Here is a 14,361-nt window from a genome sequence, read left to right on the forward strand (position 1 = left end):
GCCTCCAGCTCACCCAGTGCGTCGCGGATTTGTGCGCTATCGCCGGCCTGGCGCTCAGCGCCGCTGTGCAGTCCGGAGCTCAGCTCGGCCAGGGTCCGGCTGCTGCCGGCCACTTGCTCGGCATTCAGGCGCAAGGTGCCCACCAGGTTCACCAGATAGCTGCGCAGGCGGTTTAGTGACGCCTCGATATCACGCAATTCCCGGTTGGTTTTACCCAATTGAATGTCGCGGCTGAAATCACCTTCGGCCCAGGTCGACAGCAGCGGTGCAAGGTAGGTCAGTACCCGCGCCAGTTTGCGCTGCAAGGTGTCGATCAGGAGTGCGATCAACAGGATAAGGCCAATCATCAGGCCCTGGATCAGCCGCACTTCATTCTGGATTTGCCCGTGTTCGGCGCGCACAACGGGCTCCAGCCCGGCAATGGCCTGCTGTACAGCGTTGAGCTTGAGGTGGGTGGCGGCGCTGAGCTGGCTGCGTTGTTCGATCTGATCCCGGGTGCGCTTGAGTTCTGCAGGGTAGCGGCTTAGCAGGCTGTTAAGTTCGCGCTTGAGAGCAATTCCTGCATCTTCGGCTTGGGTTGTTTCGGTGGGATCAAGGCCCATCATCGCGGCAAAATCATCGGTGCCCGAGGCACTTTTACTGCTCACGCCCAGCAGGGGCAGGGCGTCGATTTGCCTGGCCTGGAGCTCAATGCTGTCCAGCTCACGTTCCACATCGCCGGCCAGTTCACTGCGTCCGCTACTGACCAGTTTTTCGCGGGCGAGGGACAGCTTGGCCAGGTGTTGCGAGGCAGTAAACAGCAGGGGGCAGATAAGCGCGGGCCTCGTTGGAAGTGGCGTCACTGGCATATTGGCCGAGTTGTTCCAGGCCGGCGCTCAGCTCGCGTTCGGCCTGTAGCAGTAAGGCCTGGGGGTCGCCGGCCAGTTTGCCAGCGGCCAGCAGTTCGGAATTGCTGTAGGTGCTGAGGTTTTCCAGGCTGGGGCGCAGTGCATCGGCCAGTGCGGGCGGCAAAGGAGTGAGTTCGCTTTTGAGAGTGTCGAGGGCGCTGTTGGCATCACTCAGGCGCAGGGCGTCACCGCTGGCCAGGTAGTCCTCGATATTGCGTGCCACTGTGTTGTGGAACTGCTGCGAAAGGCTCAAGTAGCGTTCCATCAGCAAAAATGGGCGTTCCAGGGCCTGTTGTGACCACCACAAGGTTGCACCCAGCGCGAGGCACACGGCGACCAGCAATAGCGTGTTGAGGTTGGTTAGCAGCTTGAGGCGCATGTGGGATTTTGCCTACTACACAGTCAGAAGCGGCAAAAGTTATTGCACTTAAGTTACAGCGTTGTGACGAAAACTCGGGATCAGGGGCAAATAGTGGCAATTGGCCTTGTCTGGTGAAAGGGTTGTACCTGATTGCGCCCATTGTTCTTGGCGCGGTACAGCGCCTCATCGGCCTGGGAGGCCATTTGCAGGCTGTCGGCTTCGCCCTGCATCTGTACCACGCCTGCGCTGAAGGAGCACGACAGGTCTGCGGGCTGGGCCGGGTAGTGGATTTCGGCAAAGCGCTGGCGAATCTGATTGAGTACCTTATAGGCCGACTCTTGATCGGTGTCAGGCATCACAATCGCGAATTCCTCGCCGCCGTAGCGGCCAATAAAGTCGCTTTTGCGCAGGCGCTGCTTGAGAAGCAGCGCCAGGCTCTTGATCACCCGGTCGCCCATGGGGTGGCCGTAGCCATCGTTGACGTGCTTGAAGTGATCGAGGTCGAGCATGGCAAAGCTCAAGGGGCGGTTCTCGCGGCGGGCGCGAAAGGTGCAGTCTTCGAGCAGTTGCAGGATATGGGTGTGGTTGTACAACCCGGTCAGGCTGTCGCGCACCATCCGCGCCTTGAGATGGCGGGCGCGCACGGCACGGTTGCGTACGGTGGTGATCAGATGGCGCGGCTGGATTGGCTTGGTCAGGAAGTCATCGCCGCCCTCGCTCATGGCATCAAGCTGCTTGTCCATATCGTCTTCGGCCGACAGATAAATGATTGGCACGCTGACGTAGCGGTCGTTGTGGCGGATGACCTTGGCCAGCTCGGTGCCGGTACAGGAGGGCATGTACATGTCGAGGATGATCAGGTCTGGCTGGAAGTCTGCCAGCTCGGCCATCGCCTGGATCGGATCGATCAGGGTGCGGGTAACAATGCCTGCGCTGTTGAGCAGGCGCTCGGTGTGCAGCGCCTGGGCCCGGGAGTCGTCAATGATCAGCACTTTGTAGGGCTCATATTGGGCGACACAGGTCAGCACCTCGATTTTCTCCATCAGGCTGGAGGCTTCCAGGGTGCCGGTCAAAAACGCCTGCCCGCCTGCGCGCACCGCTGCAAGGCGGGTCGGGGTGTCGGTTTCATGCAGGCTGAAAAACAGCAGCGGCAATTTTTGCTCAAGACCGGCCTGGGCCTGGGCGGCCAGTTCAAGGCCAAAACCGGGGCTGGCAAAGTCCACGTCCATCACAATGGCGGCCGGATGACGCTCGGCCATGGCCTGACGAAATGCTGCCGGGCTGCTGATCGCCTGGGCGCTGAGCTCGAAAAACTCCAGCTGCCTGGCTAGTCGGTCGGCGCGCGGCAGGTCTTGCAGCAGGATATACACCGGCTTGCGCAGCGGTGGCAGGTTGATATTTCCCATCAAGTCGCCCTGACGCAGGCCGGTGCGTGACAGGCGCTGCATAAGGCGATTGAGTTCGGTGATGATCGAGCTGCTCAGGCGGCTCTGGTTGGCGGCCATGTCCTGCAGCGCCAGGCCGATGGCCCGCGCCAGCGCGGTATGCTCCGGTTGCTCGAAGCGCTCGGCAAAGCGCAGCAGGCGCAAATTGGCGTCGTCGAGCTCGGCCAGACCGGCAGGCGACCACTCATTGGCCTGCAGACGTTGCCAGATCTCAAGGATCTGGCGGGCCTGGTGGGTGACACGCTGGGCAAAGTGGTTTTTCAGACGCTCGCGACTGGGATCTTCTTGCTCGGTCATAACCTGGCTGCTGGGTAGGGAGGCATGCTGAAATCGAATGATGGCTCTATGCTAGCAGCTCATTGCAAATCTACGAGTTTCTCCTTGAAATTAACTGTCGGGCAGCCATATTGCCCATCACCTGTGCGCTTGTTCTATAGTGCCGGGCGTAGTGGCCCCCTGAGATAAAAAGCGTGCATGCAAGGCACGATGGGTTAGGGTTGTGGTCGAACCGTTGAATCAAGCATATGAAAGGATATAGCCATGCTGGACTGGAAAAAACGTGAGGGCACAGCCCGCGAATCGGTCAAAGAGCCCAAAATACAGTCGCGTGGCTATTTCAAGAGCATCCTGCTGAGCCGTTCCATCGCGGTGCTGGTAGGGATTTTTGTGCTGGTGAACCTGGGTCTGGGCTGGTACTGGAGCCAGGAGCCGGATCTGTTCCCGGTGCAGCAAAACGCGCAATTGGCGGCCGAAAAAGAAGGCAAGCAGATGGTGCCTGGCTTCACCACCGTCGAAACCCTCAAGACCGTGGCCGGCACATTGCTGAGCAAGCCGGGCGGTTACCTGTCCAATGACCGTTTTCCACCGGGCATTTTTCTGGACAACATCCCTAGCTGGGAATACGGCGTTCTGGTGCAGGTGCGCGACCTGACCCGCGCCCTGCGCAAAGACTTCGCCCGTTCACAGTCGCAGTCTGCGGAAGATGCCGATCTGGCCAAGGCCGAGCCGCGTTTCAACTTCGACAACAAAAGCTGGATGCTGCCGTCCAGCGAATCCGAATACCAGGAAGGCATCAATTCCCTGAGCCGTTATCAGGCACGCCTGTCTGACCCGAATCAGAAAAACGCCCTGTTCTATGCCCGCGCCGACAACCTCAACAACTGGCTGGGCGATGTCGGCACGCGTCTGGGCTCCCTGTCGCAACGCCTGTCGGCCAGCGTGGGTCGGGTCAAGCTCAACAGCGCGCTGAAAACCGAAAGCCTGCAACCGGGTCAGGTGCCGGTGGTGGATGAAGAGGTGGTAGAAACCCCGTGGATGCAGATCGACAACGTGTTCTATGAAGCCCGTGGTCAGGCCTGGGCGCTGTCACACTTGCTGCGTGCCATTGAGGTCGACTTTGCCGATGTGCTGGCGAAAAAGAACGCCACGGTCAGCGTGCGCCAGATCATTCGCGAGCTGGAAGCGGCGCAAGAACCGGTCTGGAGCCCGATGATCCTCAATGGCAGCGGCTATGGCGTGCTGGCCAACCATTCGCTGGTCATGGCCAACTATATTTCCCGCGCCAACGCGGCGGTCATGGACTTGCGTCAATTGTTGTCGCAAGGCTAAGCAATGGCCATTTCAGCCTTGGAGGCCGCACACCGTGCGGCCTCTGATGTCGAGCAAGTTGCCTGGGTGGATCGCGATGATTGCCTGCTGGGTGGTCTGCCCCGTCATGAATTGCGCGAGCGCGGCCTGATTGGACGAGGTACGTTCATTTTGCTGTTCAACTCTGCCGGGGAGCTGTGCGTGCATCAACGCACCCTGAGCAAAGCGCTGTACCCGGGGTTCTGGGATGTGGCAGCGGGCGGCATGGTCGGGGTGAATGAAACCTACGCCGAATCGGCGGCCCGTGAGTTGGCCGAAGAACTGGGTGTGAGTGGTGTGCCGCTGACGGCCCATGAGCGCTTTTACTTCGAGGCTCCGCAAAACCATCTGTGGTGCGCAGTGTTTTCAGCGGTGTGGGACGGCCCGTTGCAGGTGCAGCCCGAGGAAGTGCAGCAAGCGTGCTTTATGCCGGTGGCCGAGGCATTGCGCCTGAGTACGCAACTGGACTACTGCCCTGACTCACTGGATGCGCTCAAGCGTTATATGACCCAGGGCTGACGTTGATTCCCCCTGTGGGAGCGGGCTTGCTCGCGATTCAGTCGACCCGGTTTTTCAGTTGCACCGCTGCGATCCCATCGCGAGCAAGCCCGCTCCCACAAGTTCGTGGCTGGCGCTTTAAAAAATGCCGCCGATTGGCTATTGGGATGCAGCGATTTTGTCGTTACACTGCGCGACCTTTTTCAGGCTCAGGCGGTTTTCCCTCCTGAGTTGCGCTGCCCCTGCCAGAGTGGGGCTTCGCGGTCGGTACACCCTGGCGCAACAGCGCCAGGCACCGGCCAATTATTTGTCCTCCGAATGAGGATTGCCGGTGGCCAAAAAAGCCGCATCCTTCGCCGCCCTGGGTGGCCTGGTATTTTCCACCGACGCAGGTCGTCACTGTCCGGACTGCCGTCAGCCGGTGGACGCCTGTACCTGCAAACAAACCCTGATCCCCGAAGGTGATGGCATCGCCCGCGTGCGCCGCGAAAGCAAAGGCCGCGGCGGCAAGACGGTGACCACCATCACCGGCGTGCCGTTGGCTGAAGACGCACTTAAGGAACTGGCCACGACGTTGAAAAAACGCTGCGGCACCGGTGGCGCGTTGAAAGACGGCATCATCGAGATCCAGGGCGACCACGTCGAGCTGCTGCTGGCCGAGCTGGTCAAGCACGGTTTCAAAGCCAAGAAGTCCGGCGGCTAGCAGCCTCTGTGAAAGCCACCGCACAGCCGTTCTGGCGCCCCTCGAAGGCTGGTCAGAGCGTGCTCGCCATGGTTTTCACAGAGCCTGTTATCACCGGTTTCTAAACTCGGCGCTATTGTCAGGGTCTGACTAATCGTCACGTTCACACTTTAGACTGCGCCAGCCTGCTTTCAGGCTGGGCTATTTGACTTATTTATAGGGGACTTCGATGTCCGTACGACGCACACGCAAAGACGATGGCAGCCAATGGACAGTTGCGGACAGCCGCAGTGTTTACGGGATTCGCCATTGGGGGGCCGGGTATTTCGCGATCAATGAAGCCGGTCGCGTAGAAGTCCGTCCGAACGGCCCGAACAGCTCGCCCATCGATTTGTACGAGCAGGTCGACGAGCTGCGCAAGACCAGCGGTTTGTCCTTGCCGTTGCTGGTGCGTTTCCCGGATATCCTGCAAGACCGTGTACGCCAGCTGACCGGCGCATTCGATGCCAACATCGCGCGCCTGGAATACCAGAGCGAATACACCGCGCTGTACCCGATCAAGGTTAACCAGCAGGAAGCGGTGATCGAAAACATCATCGCTACCAAGAACGTGTCGATCGGTCTTGAAGCCGGCTCCAAGCCCGAGCTGCTGGCCGTGCTGGCCCTGGCGCCCAAGGGCGGCACCATCGTCTGCAACGGTTACAAGGACCGTGAGTTCATCCGCCTGGCGCTGATGGGCCAGAAGCTGGGTCACAACGTCTTTATCGTGATCGAGAAAGAATCCGAAGTAGACCTGGTGATCGAAGAAGCTGCCTCGCTCAAGGTCAAGCCACAGGTTGGCCTGCGCGTGCGCCTGTCGTCCCTGGCGTCGAGCAAGTGGGCTGACACCGGCGGTGAAAAATCCAAGTTCGGCCTTTCTGCTGCGCAATTGCTGTCGGTGGTTGAGCGCTTCCGTGCGGCCGGTCTGGACCAGGGCATCCGCCTGCTGCACTTCCATATGGGCTCGCAGATCGCCAACCTGGCGGACTACCAGCACGGTTTCAAGGAAGCGATCCGCTATTACGGCGAACTGCGCAACCTCGGCCTGCCGGTTGACCATATCGACGTGGGCGGCGGTCTGGGCGTGGATTACGACGGTACCCACTCGCGCAATGCCAGTTCGATCAACTACGACATGGACGATTACGCCGGTGTGGTTGTGGGTATGCTCAAAGAGTTCTGCGATGCGCAGAGCCTGCCGCACCCGCACATCTTCTCGGAAAGCGGCCGCTCGCTGACCGCCCACCACGCCATGCTGGTGGTGCAGGTGACCGACGTCGAGAAACACAACGACGACGTGCCGGTGATCGAAAACAAGGAAAGCCTGCCGGAAACCGTGCAATGGCTGGTGGACCTGCTGGGGCCGACCGACATTGAAATGGTCACCGAAACCTACTGGCGCGCCACGCACTACATGAGCGATATCGCTGCCCAGTACGCTGATGGCAAAATCACCCTGGCGGAAAAGGCCCTGGCCGAGCAGTGCTACTTCGCGGTGTGCCGTCGCCTGCACAACTCGCTGAAAGCGCGTCAGCGTTCCCACCGTCAGGTGCTGGACGAGCTCAACGACAAGCTGGCCGACAAGTACATCTGCAACTTCTCGGTGTTCCAGAGCCTGCCGGACACCTGGGCGATTGGCCAGGTACTGCCGATCCTGCCGTTGCATCGCCTCAACGAAGAGCCGCTGCGTCGCGCCGTGCTGCAAGACCTGACCTGTGACTCCGACGGCAAGATCAAGCAATACGTCGACGAGCAGAGCATCGAAACCAGCCTGCCGGTGCACGGGCTGAACGAAGGTGAAGACTACCTGCTGGGGATCTTCCTGGTGGGCGCTTACCAGGAAATCCTCGGTGACATGCACAACCTGTTCGGTGACACCGACTCGGTGAACATCTACCAGAACGAAGACGGCAGCGTGTACCACGCCGGTATCGAGACCCATGACACCATCGAAGACATGCTGCGCTACGTGCACTTGTCGCCTGAAGAGCTGATGAACCACTACCGCGACAAAGTGGCCAGCGCCAGCATCAGTGCCAAGGAGCGTACCCAGTACCTCGATGCACTGCGCCTGGGTCTGACCCGCTCGTCGTACCTGTCGAGCCACTGATCCCCACGGGCTTCAGAGCTGACCGAAAAACGCCGGCCTGTGCATTGCACGGGCCGGCGTTTTTTTTCGCCTCAGTGTCAGGCGCCGAACCACTGATTCTTGCGCTGCATCTGCCATGCATACACGCCCAGGGTCAGGCTGCGCAGCACCATAAACAGCAGGAAACTTATCCACAGCCCGTGGTTGCCATAGCCGTGCAGGACCCAGGCGGCGGGGAAGGCGATGACCACGCTGATCACCATGGCATTGCGCATTTCACGAGCGCGGGTAGCACCGATAAACAGCCCGTCAAGCAGGTAGCTCCACACTGCAATCAGCGGCAGCAGGGCCAGATAGGGCAAGTACTGGAAAGCGGTTTCGCGCACAACGGGAATATCGGTCTGCATTTGCACAAACAGATGCCCGCCGAACATAAACAGCAGCGCAAAACCCAGGCTGGCCAATAGTGACCAGCCGCAGGCCACCACCATCGAGCGGCGCAACGCCTCACGGTCGCGGGCGCCGATAGCGTGTCCGCACAGTGCCTCGACGGCGTGGGCCAGACCGTCCAGGGCATGGGCAGCCAGCAGCAGGCCATTGAGCAATAACGCATTGGCAGCCACGGTGGCATCGCCCAGGCGGGCGCCTTGCAGGGTGATGGAGAAAAACACCAGTTGCAGCATCAGGCTGCGGATAAAAATATCGCGATTGACCCCCAGTAACGGCTTCCAGTTGTGCCACATGCCCAGGGCGGCCCACACTACCTTGCCCGGATATCGACGCAGGGCACCGCGGGTCAGCCACAGGCCGAGCAGGGCGCCGCTCCATTCGGCAATCACCGAAGCCCGGGCCGAGCCTGCCACCCCCCAGTCCAGCCCGAGGACGAACCACAGGTTCAGCGCGATATTCACCAGATTGGTCGTCAGCAGGATCGCCAACGGTGCGCGGGCGTTTTGCGTGCCCAAAAACCAGCCTACCAGTGCATAACTGGCCAGTGCGGCGGGCAGGCCAAACAGCCGTGTGTGGAAGAACTCCAGAGTCAGCGCGTGCAGTTCGGTGGAGGGCTGCATCAGGCTCAGGGCCACGCCGCTAAAAGGAATCGCAATGGCCCCCAGCAGCATCGACAACAGCACGCTGAGCAACAGGCCCTGCAGCAGGATTTGCCGCAGCGCGGCGCCATCGCCGCGTCCGGCGGCCTGCGCGGCGAAGCCGGTGGTGCCCATGCGCAGAAAACCCATCATCCAGGCCAGGAAGATATACAGGCTGGCGCCCACGGCGACGGCGCCCAGTTGATGGGCGTGGGGCAAATGGCCGATGACAGTACTGTCGACCAACGCCACCAGCGGCACGGAGATATTGGACAGGATCATGGGGGCCGCCAGCGCCCACACCCGGCGATGGGTAGGACGGTCGCGCCAGTCGGCTAACAGGGAAGATGACATGCAGGCTCCTTGGGGGAGCGCGATTGTAGCCGCAAAGCCTGCCCTCACCCCAACCCTCTCCCGGAGGGCGAGGGGGCTGATCTGCGCTTTTGTCCCCTCTCCCTTCGGGAGAGGGCTAGGGTGAGGGGCTCTTGATCTTCATCCAGCTGTTATATAGTCAACCCTTAACTGCCCGGTAAACGAGTACACCATGCTGAACAAAGGACTGCTTTTGGCCTGCACGCTGGCGCTGCTGAGCGCTTGTGATTCTTCCAGCGTCGACAAACCCGCCACGCCACAGGTGGCCACGAGCCAGCCGGCTAAACCGGTACAGGACGTCAAAGTGCTGGCCGGGCGTTATGCCGGGCGCGAGTTGAGTGTGGTAGACGTCTCTGAAGTGCAGCTGGACGGGGCCAGTACCTTGTCCGTGAGTTTCTCGGTGCCCCTGGACCCGCAGCAGAACTTCACCGACAAACTGCATCTGGTGGACGCCAAAACCGGTAAGGTCGATGGCGCCTGGGAGCTATCGGACAACCTGATGGAGTTGCGCCTGCGCCACCTTGAGCCGCAGCGCAAGTTGATCCTTACCGTCGACCCCGGCCTGCGCGCCGTCAACGATGCCAAGCTCGCCGCCGAATACGTCAGTCGCCTGGAAACCCGCGACCTGCAACCCACGGTCGGCTTCGCCAGCCGTGGCAACCTGCTGCCCACGCGCCTGGCCGAAGGTCTGCCGGTGATTGCGCTGAACGTCGACAAGGTCGATGTCGAGTTCTTTCGGGTCAAACCCGAGTCGCTGCCGGCGTTTCTCAGCCAGTGGGGGCGCAACAGCAGCCTGCAAAGCTACGAAGCCAGGGATCTGCTGAATATGGCCGATCTGGTTTACAGCGGCCGTTTTGACTTGAACCCGGCGCGCAATACCCGGGAAACCCTGATCCTGCCCACGGCCGGGATCAAGCCCTTGCAGCAGCCGGGAGTTTATCTGGCGGTGATGACCGCCTCCGGCAGTTACAACTATTCGACCCCAGCCACCTTGTTTACCCTCAGCGATATCGGACTTTCGGTGCATCGCTACCAAAAGCGCCTGGATGTGTTCACCCAGGCCCTGGAAGGTGGCAGTGCACTGAGCGGCATCGATCTCGAGTTGCTTGATGGCAAGGGCAAGATGCTTGGCCAGGGCAAGACAGGCAAGGACGGGCATGCCGAGCTGGCCTTGCCACCCAAGGCCGAAGTGCTGCTGGCGCGCCAGGGCGACCAGACCAGCCTGTTGCGCTTGAACACGGCGGCGCTGGATCTGGCCGAATTCGATATTGGCGGCCCGCAGGCGCATCCGTTGCAGTTCTTTGTATTTGGCCCCCGTGATCTGTATCGCCCCGGCGAAACCGTGCTGCTCAATGCCTTGCTGCGCGACCGCGACGGCAACCCGGTCAAGCCGCAGCCGGTCAGCGTCGAGGTGCGTCGCCCGGACGAGCAGGTGAGCCGCAAGTTCGTCTGGACGCCGGATGCTTCCGGTCTGTATCAGTACCCGCTGCAACTGGCCGCCGAAGCGCCGACCGGGCGCTGGCAGCTGGTGTTCGACTTTGGTGACGGCAAGCCGCAGCTGTACGAGTTTTTGGTCGAGGACTTTTTACCCGAGCGCATGGCACTTGAACTCAAGGGCAGCGATACCCCGCTGAGCCCCGGGCAAACCGCTGAAATCCAGGTTGCCGGGCGTTACCTGTACGGTGCTCCGGCAGCCGGTAACCGCTTGAGCGGGCAGGTCTATGTGCGGCCATTGCGCGAGGCGGTCAGTGCCTTGCCGGGCTATCAGTTCGGTTCGGTGACAGAACCGGAGCTGACCCAGGATCTGGAGCTGGACGAAAGCGTGCTCAACGCCGATGGCAAGCAAACCCTCAGCATCGACAGCCAGTGGAGCGATGCCAAATCGCCGCTGCAACTGATTGTGCAGGCCAGTTTGCAGGAGTCGGGCGGGCGCCCGATTACCCGTCGCCTGGTGCAGCCGGTATGGCCGGCAGACCGTCTGCCGGGGCTGCGTGGCCTGTTTGACGGTGCTGAAACCGATGGCGACGGCCCGGTTGAGTTCGAGCTGCTGGTTGCTGACAGCCAGGGCAACAAACTGGCGGCCGACAACCTCAAGGTGCGTCTGGTGCGTGAACGCCGCGATTACTACTGGAACTACTCGGACAACGACGGCTGGAGTTATCACTACAACGAGAAGTTTCTGAACCTCAACGAAGAGACCCTCAGCCTCAAGGCGGGCGAAACCGCCAAGGTCAGCTTTCCGGTGGAGTGGGGCCCTTACCGCGTAGAGGTTGAAGACCCGCAAACCGGCTTGATCAGCAGCCTGCGCTTCTGGGCCGGTTATCGTGCCCAGGACAACGCCGAAGGCGGTGCCGTGCGCCCCGACCAGGTCAAGCTGGCGCTGGACAAGGCGGCCTATGCCGATGGCGACACGGCCAAGGTCACGGTCACGCCACCTGCGGCTGGCAAGGGCTACTTGCTGGTTGAAGGCAGCGATGGCCCGTTGTGGTGGCAGGAAATCGAAGTGCCGGCCGAGGGCAAGGCCTACGAAATCAGACTCGACCCGAGCTGGGCCCGGCATGACTTGTATATCAGTGCACTGGTGATCCGCCCCGGTGAGCGCAAGACCAATATCACTCCCAAGCGTGCTGTAGGGGTGCTGCACCTGCCCATCGATCGCAGCCAGCGCAAGTTGGCTCTTACGCTGGATGCCCCTGAAAAAATGCGTCCCAAGCAACCTCTGACGGTGAAGCTCTCTGCTAAAAATGCCGATGGCAGCATTCCCAAACAGGCCCATGTACTGCTGGCTGCCGTGGATGTGGGCGTGCTCAATATCACTGAGTACCCGACCCCCGACCCGTTCGCCAGCCTGTTCGGGCGCAAGGCCTATGGGGCGGATCAGCTGGATATTTACGGGCAGTTGATTGAGGCCGGGCAGGGCCGTCTGGCCAGCCTGGCGTTCGGCGGCGATGCGGCACTGGCCAAGGGCGGCAAGCGACCTGCCACCAGTGTCACCATCGTGGCGCTGCAAAGCGCACCGGTGACGCTCAACGAGCAGGGCGAAGGTGAAGTCAGTGTGGATATCCCTGACTTTAACGGCGAGTTGCGCTTGATGGCACAAGCCTGGACCGACGATCGCTACGGCATGGCCGAGGCCAGAACCGTGGTCGCTGCACCATTGGTGGCCGAGCTGGCTGCGCCGCGCTTTCTGGCCGGTGGCGACGAGACGCGGCTGGCGCTGGACCTGTCCAACCTCACCGACAAGCCGCAAACGCTGCACGTGAACCTTAACACCGAGGGGCAACTGAGCCTGCTGGGTGACGCGACACAGAGCCTGACACTCAGCCCCGGCCAGCGCAGTACCTTGCAGGTTCCGGTCAAGGCGCTGGGCGGGTATGGCACCGGTGTGGTCAAGGTGACGGTCAATGGTCTGGACCTGCCGGGTGAAACCCTGGCGCCGTTCACCCGCGAATGGACGTTGGGGGTGCGCCCGGCGTATCCAGCATTGCTAAAGCATTACCGTGCTGTGCTCAACGACCAGCCCTGGAGCCTGCCCGAGGGCGAGCTGCAAGCCTTTGAACCGGCCGGGCGTGAAGCCTTGCTCAGCTTGTCGAGCCGCCCGCCGCTGAATCTTGGCGAGCAGATTCGTGCGCTCAAGGCTTACCCGTATGGCTGTTCCGAGCAAACCACCAGCGGCCTGTACCCGGCTCTGTATGCCGATGCAGCCCTGCTCAAACGCCTGGGCCTTGAAGGCGAGCCGGACACCGAGCGCAAACGCAAAATCGAGTTGGGTATCGAGCGCCTGCTGGGCATGCAGCGCTACAACGGCAGTTTTGGCCTGTGGGGCGCGGACGGTCAGGAAGAGTACTGGCTCACGGCCTATATCACCGACTTCCTGCTGCGCGCCCGCGATCAAGGCTACGCGGTACCTCCTGAGGCGCTGAAAAAGGCCAGCGAGCGGTTGCTGCGTTATGTGCAGGAACGCAACCTGATCGAGGCCGACTACAGCGACAACCTCGACCACACCCGCTTTGCCGTACAGGCCTATGCAGCGCTGGTCCTGGCCCGAAGCCAACAGGCGCCGCTGGGTGCGCTGCGCAGCATTTTTGAGCGCCGCAGCGATGCCCGTTCCGGTTTGCCTCTGGTGCAGTTGGCCATTGCCCTGCAGAAAATGGGCGATCAACCGCGCGCCGATCAAGCGTTGGTGGCGGGGTTGGCGGCGAAGCGCAAGGCTGATCAATGGCTGGGCGACTACGGCAGCCCGCTGCGCGATCAGGCGTTGATTCTGGCCTTGCTGGAAGAGAACAACCTGATGAGTGGTCAGCGTGAACAGCGACTGTTCGACCTGTCCGATCAACTGGCGGCGAGTCAGTGGCTGTCGACCCAGGAACGCAATTCACTGTTCCTCGCCGGTCGCGATTTGCTGGGCAAGCCTGAGGCCAGCTGGAGTGCGCAACTCACCAGTGGCGATCAGACCCGCGAGCTGAACAACGCCCGCTCAGGGCTCAAGCTCGACGGGCCGCTGCTAGCTTCGCCCCTGAGCCTGCGTAACGCAGGCAGCGCGCCGATTTATCAACAGCTGACGATTTCGGGTTATCCACAGCACGCCCCAGCGGCGGGCGGCGAAAACATGAGCATTCGCCGCGACTACCTGGGTATGAACGGTGAGCCGCTTGATCTCAAGGCGCTGAAAAGTGGTGATCTGGTGCTGGTGCATCTGGCCGTGACGGCCAAGCAGCAAGTGCCTGATGCGCTGGTGGTGGATTTGCTGCCGGCAGGCCTGGAGCTGGAAAACCAGAACCTGGGGCAGAGCGCGGCCAGCCTTGAAAACGCCAGTACTCAAGTGAAGCAATGGCGCGAGTCGATGCAGAACGCCAGCGTGCAGCATCAGGAGTATCGGGATGATCGTTATGTGGCGGCAGTCAAACTGGATGGCTACGGGACCACGCACCTGCTGTACCTGGCCCGTGCAGTGACTCCGGGTACCTACCGGGTACCGCCGCCGCAAGTGGAGTCGATGTACCGGCCCAACTGGCAGGCCGTGGGTGAGGCGGCGGGGGAGATGGTGATCAAGGGGCGTTAGGTCTGTGGCCGCGGTAGGGTTTAGCAGGTACACCGGGTACATATCCGGCATTCGCGTTTAAACGGGATATTGGTTTCGCCCTTACGGCGAGTCACTTTTTCCAGACGCCGAAAAAGTAACCAAAAAGGCTTGCCCCCTGGCGTACGGCCTTCGCTGCGCTCAGGTTCCCTCGCTCCGGTCCCGCTCCGTGGGCACGCCGCCACGGGCCATCC

At 61.3% G+C, this 14,361-nt stretch carries 7 protein-coding genes and 1 pseudogene; 5 read left to right on the top strand and 3 right to left on the bottom strand.

Annotation, left to right across the window (positions count from 1 at the left end; all coding sequences use genetic code 11):
- A pseudogene (locus GHO03_RS21565) lies at window positions 1–1,266 on the bottom strand (methyl-accepting chemotaxis protein); the annotation flags it as partial.
- A gap of 80 nt (window positions 1,267–1,346) precedes the next feature.
- On the bottom strand, window positions 1,347–2,990 hold the full coding sequence (locus GHO03_RS21570; protein WP_153400501.1) for a PleD family two-component system response regulator: 1,644 nt from the start codon (window positions 2,988–2,990) through the stop codon (window positions 1,347–1,349).
- Window positions 2,991–3,233: 243 nt separating this feature from the next.
- On the opposite strand from GHO03_RS21570, the gene GHO03_RS21575 reads away from it, so the two are divergent.
- The 4 genes from GHO03_RS21575 to speA all read left to right on the top strand — a co-directional run bounded on the left by GHO03_RS21575 (window position 3,234) and on the right by speA (window position 7,648).
- Window positions 3,234–4,301, top strand: a complete 1,068-nt coding sequence (locus GHO03_RS21575; protein WP_095001034.1) for a DUF2333 family protein — start codon at window positions 3,234–3,236, stop codon at window positions 4,299–4,301.
- A gap of 3 nt (window positions 4,302–4,304) precedes the next feature.
- Window positions 4,305–4,838: an NUDIX hydrolase gene (locus tag GHO03_RS21580; protein WP_153400502.1), complete on the top strand. Its 534-nt coding sequence runs from the start codon at window positions 4,305–4,307 to the stop codon at window positions 4,836–4,838.
- Between the two features lie 310 nt (window positions 4,839–5,148).
- A complete protein-coding gene (locus GHO03_RS21585) occupies window positions 5,149–5,520 on the top strand; it encodes a translation initiation factor Sui1 (protein ID WP_016783399.1) in 372 nt (123 codons plus the stop codon).
- Window positions 5,521–5,728: 208 nt separating this feature from the next.
- The gene (gene speA / locus GHO03_RS21590) at window positions 5,729–7,648 is read left to right on the top strand and encodes an arginine decarboxylase (RefSeq protein ID WP_095001036.1); all 1,920 of its coding nucleotides are present in this window, start codon (window positions 5,729–5,731) and stop codon (window positions 7,646–7,648) included.
- A gap of 77 nt (window positions 7,649–7,725) precedes the next feature.
- Here the strand turns inward: speA and GHO03_RS21595 are convergent, their stop codons facing one another.
- Window positions 7,726–9,069, bottom strand: a complete 1,344-nt coding sequence (locus GHO03_RS21595) for an MATE family efflux transporter (RefSeq protein WP_150629269.1) — start codon at window positions 9,067–9,069, stop codon at window positions 7,726–7,728.
- Window positions 9,070–9,259: 190 nt separating this feature from the next.
- On the opposite strand from GHO03_RS21595, the gene GHO03_RS21600 reads away from it, so the two are divergent.
- Window positions 9,260–14,149, top strand: a complete 4,890-nt coding sequence (locus tag GHO03_RS21600; protein WP_153400503.1) for an alpha-2-macroglobulin — start codon at window positions 9,260–9,262, stop codon at window positions 14,147–14,149.
- Window positions 14,150–14,361: the final 212 nt, after the last annotated feature.

Source organism: Pseudomonas sp. FSL R10-1339 (genome assembly GCF_009600545.1).
GTDB classification, from domain to species: Bacteria; Pseudomonadota; Gammaproteobacteria; order Pseudomonadales; family Pseudomonadaceae; genus Aquipseudomonas; species Aquipseudomonas bubulae.